Annotated in this window: 10 protein-coding genes; 5 read left to right on the top strand and 5 right to left on the bottom strand. The window is 73.1% G+C overall.

The annotated features are described in order from the left end of the window. From VLJ82_RS01885 to VLJ82_RS01870, 4 genes are all read left to right on the top strand, one after another. Window positions 1-678: glycosyltransferase family 4 protein (locus VLJ82_RS01885; RefSeq protein ID WP_408661626.1), on the top strand; the 678-nt coding region annotated here is incomplete at its 5' end. Next, on the top strand, window positions 675-1,634 hold the full coding sequence (locus VLJ82_RS01880) for a glycosyltransferase family 2 protein (RefSeq protein WP_408661625.1): 960 nt from the start codon (window positions 675-677) through the stop codon (window positions 1,632-1,634). The genes VLJ82_RS01885 and VLJ82_RS01880, both read left to right, overlap by 4 nt. Next, entirely contained in the window at window positions 1,631-2,716 is a 1,086-nt protein-coding gene (locus VLJ82_RS01875) for a sugar phosphate nucleotidyltransferase (protein ID WP_408661624.1), read from the top strand. The genes VLJ82_RS01880 and VLJ82_RS01875 overlap by 4 nt, the downstream gene beginning before the upstream one ends. Before the next feature lie 14 nt (window positions 2,717-2,730). Next, window positions 2,731-3,705 carry a DNA-3-methyladenine glycosylase family protein gene (locus tag VLJ82_RS01870; protein ID WP_408661623.1) on the top strand — a complete coding sequence of 325 codons (975 nt, stop codon included), beginning with the start codon at window positions 2,731-2,733 and terminating at the stop codon, window positions 3,703-3,705. A 155-nt stretch (window positions 3,706-3,860) separates the two neighbouring features. On the opposite strand, the gene VLJ82_RS01865 is transcribed toward VLJ82_RS01870, so the two are convergent. From VLJ82_RS01865 to VLJ82_RS01845, 5 genes are all read right to left on the bottom strand, one after another. Continuing rightward, a complete protein-coding gene (locus tag VLJ82_RS01865; RefSeq protein WP_408661622.1) occupies window positions 3,861-4,421 on the bottom strand; it encodes a PASTA domain-containing protein in 561 nt (186 codons plus the stop codon). A gap of 319 nt (window positions 4,422-4,740) precedes the next feature. Continuing rightward, window positions 4,741-5,595 carry a serine hydrolase domain-containing protein gene (locus tag VLJ82_RS01860; RefSeq protein ID WP_408661621.1) on the bottom strand — a complete coding sequence of 285 codons (855 nt, stop codon included), beginning with the start codon at window positions 5,593-5,595 and terminating at the stop codon, window positions 4,741-4,743. Continuing rightward, the gene (locus VLJ82_RS01855; protein WP_408661620.1) at window positions 5,592-6,938 is read right to left on the bottom strand and encodes a coenzyme F420-0:L-glutamate ligase; all 1,347 of its coding nucleotides are present in this window, start codon (window positions 6,936-6,938) and stop codon (window positions 5,592-5,594) included. The genes VLJ82_RS01860 and VLJ82_RS01855 overlap by 4 nt, the downstream gene beginning before the upstream one ends. An 11-nt stretch (window positions 6,939-6,949) precedes the next feature. After that, a complete protein-coding gene (gene cofD, locus VLJ82_RS01850) occupies window positions 6,950-7,903 on the bottom strand; it encodes a 2-phospho-L-lactate transferase (protein ID WP_408661619.1) in 954 nt (317 codons plus the stop codon). Window positions 7,904-7,962: 59 nt separating this feature from the next. Beyond that, complete coding sequence (locus tag VLJ82_RS01845) at window positions 7,963-8,649, bottom strand: hypothetical protein (RefSeq protein ID WP_408661618.1); 687 nt, start codon at window positions 8,647-8,649, stop codon at window positions 7,963-7,965. Between the two features lie 91 nt (window positions 8,650-8,740). Between VLJ82_RS01845 and VLJ82_RS01840 the strand changes: the two genes are divergently transcribed. Then, the coding region (locus tag VLJ82_RS01840; protein ID WP_408661617.1) for a bifunctional FO biosynthesis protein CofGH at window positions 8,741-10,919 on the top strand (2,179 nt) is incomplete at its 3' end.

Here is a 10,919-nt window from a genome sequence, read left to right as displayed (position 1 = left end):
GGCCTGGACTCCGACCGGCTCCAGGTGGCGCACCTGGGCGTCGACACCGAACTGTTCTCCCCGCCGGACGCCGCCGCCCAGGCGAAAGCCCGCAGTGCCGCCGGCCTGGAACCGGACGAGCAGTTCGTCGCCTTCCTGGGCACCCTGGAGCCGCGCAAGAACGTCCCGGCGCTGATCCGGGGCTGGGTGTCGGCCTGCGCCCGGATCGACGGGCGGCCACCGGCCCTGGTGCTGGCCGGCGGCGCGGGCTGGGACCGCGAGCTGGACGCCGCGGTGGCCGCGGTGCCGGCCGGGTTGCGGCTGCTGCGTCCGGGCTACCTGCCGCTGGCCGACCTGCCCGGCCTGCTGGGCGCCGCCGCGGTGGTGGCCTATCCCAGCCTGGGCGAGGGTTTCGGGCTGCCGGTGCTGGAGGCGATGGCCTGCGGCGCGGCGGTGCTGACCACCCGCCGGCTGGCGCTGCCCGAGGTCGGCGGCGACGCGGTCGCCTACACCGAGCCGGACGACGCCTCGATCGCCGACGCGCTGGGCCGGCTGCTGACCGATCCGGAGCTGCGTGCCCGGCTGAGCCGGGCGGGCCTGGTCCGGGCCCGCGGGTTCAGCTGGGCCGCCTGTGCCCAAGCCCACCTGGCCGGTTACGAGAAGGCGCTGCACCGCGGCCGGCAGGCGGGCCGGCGGTGACCGGCGCCACGCTGGACCCGATCGCCGCCGCCGACTCGCCGGCTCGCGCGAGCGTTGCGGTGGTCGCGGTCACCTACTCACCGGGCAGCTCGTTGACCGGCTTCCTGGACAGCCTGCAGCGGGCCACCGAGCGCTCCGTCGAGGTGCTGCTGGCCGACAACGGCTCGCTGGACGGGGCGCCGCAGGCCGCCGCCGAGCGGCCCGGGGTGACGCTGCTCAGCACCGGCAGCAATGTCGGCTACGGCCGGGCCGCCAACGCCGGAGTGGCGGCCACCAGCGCCGACTGGGTGGTGGTGGCCAATCCGGACGTGGTGTGGGAGCCGGGTTCGCTGGACGAGCTGCTGGCCGCCGCGGCGCGCTGGCCGCGGGCCGGTGCGCTCGGCCCGCTGATCCGCCAGCCGGACGGCCAGGTCTACCCGTCGGCGCGGGCGCTGCCCACCCTGGGACGCGGCATCGGGCATGCCGTGTTCGGCTGGTGGTGGCCGGGCAACCCGTGGAGCGTGCGCTACCGCCGCGAGAACGAGGAGCTGCACGAGCGGACCGCCGGGTGGCTGTCGGGGTCCTGCCTGCTGCTGCGCCGGCAGGCCTTCTCCTCGGTCGGGGGATTCGACCCGGCGTACTTCATGTACTTCGAGGACGTCGACCTCGGCGAGCGGCTGGCCGACGCCGGCTGGCTGAACGTCTACGTGCCGAGCGCGGTGGTCACCCACACCGGATCGCACGCCACCTCCCGGCACGCCGCGGCAATGACCTCGGCGCACCACCGCAGCGCCTGGCTGTACTTCAGCCGGCACTATCCGGGCCCGCGCTGGCTGCCGCTGCGGCTGGTGGTCCGGCTGGGGCTGGCGGTACGGGAACAGCTGTCGCTGCGGCTTTCCGGCGTCAGTGCCGGCGCCCGGCCGCACCGCAAGCAGCGGGGACGGACCCGCCGCCCGAACAGAGGACGAGCTGAATGACTGCGTTTCCTCCGGGAACGGTCGAGGCGATCGTGCTGGTGGGGGGCAAGGGCACCCGGCTGCGGCCGCTGACGCTGTCCGCGCCCAAGCCGATGCTGCCGACCGCCGGGGTGCCGTTCCTGACCCACCTGCTCTCACGAATTCGGGCCGCCGGCATCGGGCACGTGATCCTGGGCACCAGCTACCAGGCCGAGGTGTTCTCCGAGTACTTCGGCGACGGGGCGGCGCTCGGCCTGGAGCTGGAGTACGTGGTCGAGGAGGAACCGCTGGGCACTGGCGGCGCGATCGGCAACGTCCAGCACCTGCTGCGCGGCGACACCGCGATGATCTTCAACGGCGACATCCTGACCGGCTGCGACCTGACCGGCCTGCTCGGCGAGCACCGCCGCTCGGCCGCCGACGTCACCCTGCACCTGACCACGGTGGACGATCCGCGTGCCTTCGGCTGCGTGCCCACCGACGCCGACGGCCGGGTGACGGCGTTCCTGGAGAAGGATCCGAACCCGGTCACCGACCAGATCAACGCCGGCACCTACGTGTTCTCCCGCGCGGTGGTGGAGTCCATCCCGTCCGGGCGGCCGGTCTCGGTGGAGCGGGAGACCTTTCCGGGCCTGCTCGCCGGCGGCGCGCGGGTGGCCGGCTACCTCGACACCAGCTACTGGCGCGACCTCGGCAAGCCCGCCGACTTCGTGGCCGGATCGGCCGACCTGGTAAGGGGAATCGCGCCTACCGAGGCCCTGCCGGGGCCCACCGGCGAGGCACTGGTGCTGCCCGGCGCGAAGGTCGCCGACTCCGCGATCCTGACCGGCGGCTGCACCGTCGGCCGGGACTGCGAGGTGGAGGCCGGCGCGGTGGTCGACGGCTCGGTGCTCTTCGACGGCGTCCGGGTGGCGGCCGGTGCCTCGGTGCGGGCCAGCATCGTCGGCCGGGATGCGGTGGTGGGCAGCGGCAGCGTGCTGGACGGCGTGGTGGTCGGCGACCGGGTGGTGCTCGGTTCCGGGATCGAGTTACTGTACGGGGCCCGGATCTGGCCGGACGTCCAACTGCCCGACGGCAGCGTGCGATTCTCGGCCGACAGCTAGTTGTAGGACAGGACATGAGCAGCACCCCGACGGCCGAGCTCCGCTGGCGGCCAACGGCCCCGGTCGACCTGGCGCGCACCCTGGGGCCGCTGTGCCACGGCGCCGGCGACCCGACCGCCCGGTTCGTCGGCGGCACCTTCTGGTGGGCCTGCCGCACCCCGGCCGGCCCCGGCACGCTGGCCCTGACTGCCGCCGGCACCGACGTGCTGGCCCGGGCTGGAGGGGATGGCCGAGCCAGCACTGACGTGCTGGCCCGGGCGTGGGGCAGCGGCGCGGACTGGCTGCTGGCCGCGGTGCCCGGCCTGCTCGGCGACTCCGACGACTGGTCGGCGCTGGACGTCAGCGGCCACCGGGTGCTGGCCGAGGTGCACCGGCACCGGCCAGGCGTGCGGCTGACCCGGACTGGGCTGGTGCTGCACTCGCTGGTGCCGGCCTGCCTGGAGCAGCGGGTCACCGGCCAGGAGGCGTTCCGGGCCTGGCGGCTGCTGACCCGGGCCTACGGCGAGCCGGCCCCGGGCCCGGCCGAGCCCCGGATGTGGCTGCCGGCCGAACCGTCCCGGCTGCTGGCGGTGCCGAGCTGGGACTGGCACCGGTTCGGGGTGGATGCCAAGCGGTACCGGGCGATCCGCGCGGTGGCGACGGTGGCCAACCGGCTGGAGGAGTGCGTCGAGCTGGCCCAGACCGCGGGGCTGGACGCCGCCCGCAAGCGGCTGGCGCTGGTGCCCGGGGTCGGGCCGTGGACGGTGGCCGAGACCACGGTGCGCGCGCTCGGCGACCCGGACGCGGTCAGCGTGGGGGACTTCCACCTGTCCAACGTGGTCGGCTTCGCGCTGACCGGGGCGGCCCGCACCGACGATGCCACCATGCTGGAGCTGCTAGCGCCGTGGGCCGGCCAGCGGGCCCGGGTGGTCAAGCTGATCCTGCTGAGCGGGCTGACCCCGCCCAAGTTCGGGCCGCGGTTCAGCCCGAAGGACATGTCCCGGATCTGAGCCGTTCTGGGCCAGCCGCATACGTCGTAATGAATAGCGAGCTGAATGCGGATAGGCCATTTCTTGAAGTGTCTGGCAATTTTCAAGCACGGTTATAACCTCGTGCGGCTAACGGCAGGGCATAGTCGGTGAAGATAAGGGTTGCGGAGCGTTGCTCAAAACGTCACGGTAACCGAATGAGCACCTTTCACGCTCGTCCCGGCCGGCGGATCCTGCTTGGTAACCAGAGCTCCCGCTGGTGCCGGCGGATTAGTTACAGCGAGAACGAGGCGGGATCCGCTCATTATCGCTTGCGCGTCTGTCAGCGACTTTCCCTTCAGGTCCGGTACCTGTTCCACACCCATCGTGGCGGCCATGAGATCCCGACGGGCTTCTGTCGCGACGGTCGAGGAAAAGTAGAACGCGACGGCCGCCGAGCTCAACGAGACAACGCCGCCTATCAAGAGGTTGCGTGTATCGGCATCATCCATGGACAGCGATGCCGCGGCGAGGATGAGGACGGCACCTACCAGGAGCACCGCCAACACCGGCCTAGTCATGCTCGTATCAGCAGCGTCGTGCCTCGATCGAATCATGAATCGGTGCATTAGAACGCACACGAGTCCGACCAGGACCATGAGTCCGACGGCTACGAGAATGATGTTGGCGCGCGTGGAATCTATGACGGCAGCGCCCTGGACCGTTACCTGCGGACCGGTCAACCCGTCGTGGAGCATATTCCCTCCCCAACTGATGGGGCTTTGGGTTCAGTCGAGCGTCCTCGCCGCCGGCTTTAGTGTCAATAACTTTTCAATGCCTTCTCATAGCTCGCCCAGTGCGGCGTCCTAACCCATGGGTAAACCAGTTTCGAGAGCGTAGGTACGAATGCCGGGCGGTAATGACACAGCCGAAGGGCTCGCTGTCATTCGCCATTCAGGAAAATTCCGATGACCGAAAGGGCGCATCTCCTTGGCCGCAGGTAGTCGCGGCTGACAGTGGATGGAATGGTCGGGGAAGTGGTTGCGTGAGCGGCTCGGGGAGGCGAGCCCCGAACTGTTAGCCGAAGGCGTCCAGCACCGCGTCCGACAGCTGCGGCCAGGCCTTGATCGCCCACGGCCCGAAGCGCTTGTCGGCGAGCGCCACCAGGGCCAACCGGGCCTGCGGGTCGATCCAGAACATGGTGCCGCTGCGCCCGAAATGGCCGTAGCTGCCGGGGGAGTTGCGCGGCGAGGTCCAGTGCGGGTCCTTCTCGCCGCGGATCTCGAAGCCCAGCCCCCAGTCGTTCGGGCGCTGGCCGCCGTAGCCGGGCAGCACGCCGAGCAGGCCGGGGAACTGCACCGTCCAGACCCCGCTCAGGGTCTCCGGGTGCAGCAGTCCGGTCGGGTTCATCAGCTCGCCGATCAGCGCCTGCAGGTCGTCGACCGAGCCGACGGCCCCGGCGGCGGGCGACCCCTTGAGCTCGGTGGCCGACATCCGCAGCGGGCCGAGCACCGCCTCGGCGAGGTAGTCCGCGAAGTCGATGCCGGTCGCGCCGGTGACCAGCGTGCCGATCAGGTCGAAGCCGGCGTTGGAGTAGATCCGCCGGGCGCCCACCTCGCCGGCCCGCCGGAACGCGTCGGTGGCCAGCCCCGCGGCGTGCGCGAGCAGGTGCCGCAGGGTCATCGTGCCGAGCTCGGCGGCCAGCTCCGGACTCAACGCGGTCGGCGCGTAGTCCGGCACCGGCAGGTCCAGCTCGATCGCGCCCTCCTCCACCGCGACCAGGGTGGCCAGCGCGGCCAGCGGCTTGGTCACCGAGGCCAGTGGAAACCGCCGGGTGGTGTCACCGATCTCGGCCAGCACGCCGGACGGTCCGAGTACCGCGGCGGCGGCGTGCGGCACCGGCCAGTCCAGCACCTGCTGCAACGGGTTCATAGGCCGGTCACCCGCCGGACGGCCCGTGCGACCAGCGCCGGCAGCTCCGGGGAGATGTCGGCCGGCAGGTCGTCCACCTCGAACCAGCGCAGGTCGTCGGACTCGGAGCTGATGGCCGGTTCGCTGCCGGCCGGCGCCCGGCCGACGAACTGCACGTCGTAGTGCCGGGTCGGCAGCCCCAGCGAGCAGGTGATCGGGTGCACGTCGAGGTTGACCGGCACCGGGTCCAGCACGATCTCGGCGATGCCGCTCTCCTCGGCGGCCTCCCGGGCGGCGGCGGCCAGCAGCGAGGAGTCGGTGTCCTCCAGGTGGCCGCCCAGCTGCAGCCAGGCGCCCACCCGCGGATGCAGGGTGAGCAGCACCCGGCGTGCCTCGGCATCCAGCAGCAGGGTGCTGGCGGTGACGTGGCCGGGTACGCAGGCCCGCCGGGTGGCGTCCGGACGGGCCGCCAGCAGGCCGTAGAAACCTTCCCGGATCGCCGCCTGGCCGGTGCCGTCGGCCGGGTCCAGCGGGATCGCTGCCAGGGTGGCCAGCACGTCGGCGTGCAGCGCGGCGGTGTCCGGCCCGGGGTCCGAACCACCGGCTTGCGCCCGGCCGAGGGCTAGCGCCTCGGCGGTACCCATCCGGAACAGGTCGCTGCCGGGGTCGCGCAGCAGCGCGGCCGCCCCCCGGCCGTCGTCGGGATACCCGCCGGCATCAAACCCGCGCACCACCGCGACCGGAATGTCGGAGAGCTTGCCCTTGACCAGGTCGGCGGCCGCGGCCAGCTCGTCGGCCACCGCCACCTCGGTCATCTCCAGCAGGTTGCCGTGCCGGTCCCGCTCGCCGCGCCGGTCCTGCACCGCGGCGAGCCCCGCGGCGCCGATCGCGACGTCGGTGATGCCGTGCCGCCAGGGCCGGCCCATCGAGTCCGAGACCACCACCGCGACCTGCCGGCCGGTGCGCTCGGCGATCTCGGCGCGCAGCCGGCGGGCCGAGCCGTCCGGATCCCGGGGCAGCAACGCGATCTCGCCGCCGGCCACGTTCGAGGCATCCACGCCGGCCGCAGCCATCACCAGGCCGTGCCGGGTTTCGACGATCCGCAGCGGCCCGCGGCGGGCGATCACCCGCACCGTCTCGTCCTCGATGGCCTGCTGCCGGGCCCGCTCGCGCTCGGCCGGGTCACCGGACGTGGCGATCAGCCGGCCCTCCACCTTGGAGACCACCTTCGAGGTGATCACCAGGACGTCGCCGTCGGCCAGTTCCGGCGCGCACCGCAGGATCTCGCCGGCCAGGTCGTCGCCGGGACGGAGCTCGGCCATGCCCGGCACCGCCAGCACCTCGATGCCGCTCACCGGAGGCATCGGCACACTGCTCACCGGCCGGCCAGCCGGACCGCGTCGGCCACCATGGCAGCGGTCGCCTCGGGACTGGTCATCAGCAGGTCCCGGGCCAGCACCGGCAGGCCCGGCAGCTGCACGGTGTCGCCGGTGTGCACCAGCCAGCCGTCCAGCACCCCGCCTGCCGACCGGGCGCCGTAGAGCCCCGCCACCCCCGCGGCCGAGGTCTGCACGCCCAGCACCGGCAGGCAGGCGTCGGCCATGCCGCGCACCGGCGCCCCGCCGATGATCGGGGACAGCCCGACCACCGGCGCCGGACCGGACCGCAGCGCCTCCCGGATTCCGGGCACGGACAGGATGGTGTTGATCGAGACCACCGGGTTGGACGGGGCGATCAGTACCAGGTCGGCCTCGGCGATCGCGGCCAGCACGCCGGCCGCCGGCCGCGCGGAGTCCAGGCCGACCTGGACGAAGTCCAGCGCCGGGATGCCGGCCCGGTGCCGGACCCACCACTCCTGGAAGTGGATGGCCCGCCGGCTGTCGTCCTCGGAGATCACCACGTGCGTCTCGCAGCGCTCGTCGGTCATCGGCAGCAGCCGGATGCCGGTCTGCCAGCGCTGGCACAGCGCCGCGGTCACGTCCGAGAGCGGGTAGCCGGCCGCCAGCATCTGGGTGCGCACCAGGTGGGTGGCGATGTCGAGGTCGCCCAGGGCGAACCAGGTCGGCTCGGCGCCGTACTCGACCAGCTCGTCCATGATCCGCCAGGTCTCGCCCTCCCGGCCCCAGCCGCGCTCGGTGTCCACCGCGCCGGCCAGCGTGTACATCACGCTGTCCAGGTCCGGGCAGATCCGCAGGCCGTGCAGCGTGACGTCGTCGCCGGTGTTGATGATCGCGGTGACCTCCGATCCCGGCAGTCCCGCGGCATAGGCCCGCACGCCCTGCAGGAACCGGGCTCCGCCGACGCCACCCGCCAGCACCGTGATACGCACCCGGCGAACCTAATTCATCGCCGGCCGGCCACCGTAAGCGGGAGCCAGCCGAGCCGGAGTCAGCGGGACAGGAACGGCACGGTGTGCGCCCGCCGCATCGCGGTCAGGGCGTAGAACACCGCGGCCAGCGTCGCGTCGCCACCGTGCCCCGCGGTGCGCAGCTGCGGTTCCAGCCACTCCCGGGCCAGCTTCCGGCTGCGGCGCGGAGCCGGCCGGGTAGCGGCGCCGTGGCCGCCGGCCAGCAGCACCAGCAGCACCTGGTCCAGGGTGTCGGGTGCCTGCTTGGTCGCCAGCAGTTCCTGCACCTGCCGTTGCCGCAATGCGGTCGCGGCGGCCTCGACGTCGATCAGCCGGCGCCCGTCGGCCTGCCAGTGGCCGGCCGCGACCAGCGCCTCGGTGGCAGCCCGGCGGTCGGCGTCGACGTGGCTGAACCAGCGCTTCCACAACGCCGGCCGGCGGGTAGCCACCGCCCGGTGCAGCGCGTCGGGCAGCGGGTTGCCGGTGTCAGACTCGCCGATCGCCTCCGGGCGAATCCGGCCCACCAGCCGGCCGGTGCGGGCCAGCTCGGTGAACAGCGCCGCCCGGACGGCGATGCCGACCTGGTGCGGGTGGCGCACCCGGCCGGGGGCGTACCAGGACAACCGGCACACCGCCAGGGCCAGCTGCTCGGTGTCGGTGGGCAACCCGGTCAGCGCGACCGGACCGGGGACGGACTCCGGCGGGACAGGCGGGACGGCGCTCGGCACGCAGACAGCTTAGGTGCCCCGGCCCGCTCGGGGCACCCGGCGTTTCGAATGCTCGGTTCACCGCACGCTCGCGGTGGTTAGGCTGCCAGGTGTGAGCCAGCCGCAGCCATCCGAGTCCGCCGTCCGCCGGGCCCTGCGGCGTGCCCGCGACGGCGTGGCGCTGGACGTCACCGAGGCGGCGGTGCTGATGTCGGTGCGCGGCGACCGGCTCAGCGAGCTGATGGCGATCGCGGCCGGGGTGCGCGACGCCGGCCTGCGGGCCGCCGGGCGCCCGGCGGTGATCACCTACTCGCGCAAGGTGTTCATCCCGCTGACCCGGTTGTGCCGCGACCGGTGCCACTACTGCACCTTCGCCACCGTGCCGCACCGGCTGCCGGCTGCCTACCTCGAGATCTCCGAGGTGCTGGCGATCGCCGAGCAGGGCGCGGCGCTGGGCTGCAAGGAGGCGCTGTTCACCCTGGGCGACCGTCCGGAGGACCGCTGGCCGCAGGCCCGCCGCTGGCTCGACGAGCGCGGCTACGACTCCACCCTGGACTACGTCCGGGCCGCGGCCGTCGCGGTGCTGGAACGGACCGGCCTGCTGCCGCACCTCAATCCCGGGGTGATGAGCTGGGACGAGCTGCAGCGGCTCAAGCCGGTGGCCCCGAGCATGGGGATGATGCTGGAGACCACCGCCCGCCGGCTGTTCACCGAGCCTGGCGCGCCGCACTTCGGCAGCCCGGACAAGGACCCCGAGGTCCGGTTGCGGGTGCTCACCGATGCCGGCCGGCTCACCATTCCCTTCACCACCGGCATCCTGGTGGGCATCGGCGAGACCCGCGAGGAACGGGCCGAGTCGCTGTTCGCGATCCGGGCCGGCGCCCGGGAGTTCGGCGCGATCCAGGAGGTGATCGTGCAGAACTTCCGGGCCAAGGACGACACCGCGATGCGCAACGATCCGGACCTGGACCTGGAGGAGTACCTGGCCACCCTCGCGGTGTCCCGGCTGGTGCTCGGGCCGAAGGTGCGGCTGCAGGCGCCGCCGAACCTGGTGGACCTGACCGAGTGCCTGCTGCTGCTCGACGCCGGGGTGGACGACTTCGGCGGCATCTCCCCGCTCACCCCGGACCACGTCAACCCCGAGCGCCCCTGGCCGGAGCTGGACAAGCTGACCGACCTGCTGGCCGGTCGCGGCCTGGCGCTCACCGAGCGGCTGACCGCGCACCCGTCCTACGTGCTGGCCGAGGAGCCGTGGCTGGACCCGCGGCTGCTGCCGCACGTCCGGGCGCTGGCCGACCCGGCCACCGGCCTGGCCCGTACCGCGCCGGACGGCGGGGTGCTCAGCCCGGTCGGCCGGCCCTGGCAGGAGCCGGATCCGGAGTGGGTGTCCAGCGGCCGGACCGACCTGCACTCCGCGGTGGACACCCAGGGCCGCAGCAGCGACCGGCGCAGCGACTTCAGCGAGGTCTACGGCGACTGGGACGCCCTGCGCGACCGGGTCTTCTCGCCCGGCGCCAGCGCGCTGGACTCCGACGTGGCGCAGGCGCTGCGCGCCGCCGAGCGGGACCCCGCGGGGCTGACCGACGCGCAGGCGCTGACCCTGATGCAGGCCGACGGGGCGGGCCTGGCCGCGGTCGCCGCACTCGCCGACGACCTGCGCCGCGAGGCGGTCGGCGAGGACGTCACCTACGTGGTCAACCGCAATATCAACTTCACCAACATCTGCTACACCGGCTGCCGGTTCTGCGCCTTCGCCCAGCGCGCCACCGACGCCGACGCCTATACGCTCTCCACCGCCGAGGTGGAGGAGCGGGTGCGCCAGGCGGCCGCGGACGGCGCCACCGAGATCTGCATGCAGGGCGGCATCGACCCGAAGCTGCCGGCGTCCGGCTACTTCGAGCTCGCCCGGGCGGTCAAGCGGGCGGTGCCGCGAATCCACCTGCACGCCTTCAGCCCGATGGAGATCGTCAACGGCGCGGCCCGGGCCAACCTGTCGATCGAGGAATTCCTGATCGGCGTCCGGGAGGCCGGCGTGGACTCGCTGCCCGGCACCGCGGCCGAGATCCTCGACGACGAGGTGCGCTGGGTGCTGACCAAGGGCAAGCTGCCCACCTCGGCCTGGATCGAGGTGATCACCACCGCGCACCGGCTGGGGATCCCGACCACCTCGACGATGATGTTCGGCCACGTCGACCACCCGCGGCACTGGGTGGCGCACCTGCGGCTGATCGGACGGCTGCAGGACGAGACCGGCGGCTTCACCGAGTTCGTGCCGCTGCCCTTCGTGCACA

Source organism: Jatrophihabitans sp. (assembly GCF_035474675.1).
Classification (GTDB): domain Bacteria; phylum Actinomycetota; class Actinomycetes; order Mycobacteriales; family Jatrophihabitantaceae; genus Jatrophihabitans_A.
The sequence above is the reverse complement of the archived record's forward strand: the minus strand, read 5'-3'. Positions and strand labels throughout refer to the sequence as shown.

Bases quoted from the DNA above. Each gene is read 5' to 3' on its own strand.
- VLJ82_RS01865 (WP_408661622.1), bottom strand. From the start codon at position 4,421: ATGCTCCACGACGGGTTGACCGGTCCGCAGGTAACGGTCCAGGGCGCT.
- VLJ82_RS01855 (WP_408661620.1), bottom strand. From the start codon at position 6,938: ATGCCTCCGGTGAGCGGCATCGAGGTGCTGGCGGTGCCGGGCATGGCC.
- VLJ82_RS01870 (WP_408661623.1), top strand. From the start codon at position 2,731: ATGAGCAGCACCCCGACGGCCGAGCTCCGCTGGCGGCCAACGGCCCCG.
- VLJ82_RS01875 (WP_408661624.1), top strand. From the start codon at position 1,631: ATGACTGCGTTTCCTCCGGGAACGGTCGAGGCGATCGTGCTGGTGGGG.
- VLJ82_RS01860 (WP_408661621.1), bottom strand. From the start codon at position 5,595: ATGAACCCGTTGCAGCAGGTGCTGGACTGGCCGGTGCCGCACGCCGCC.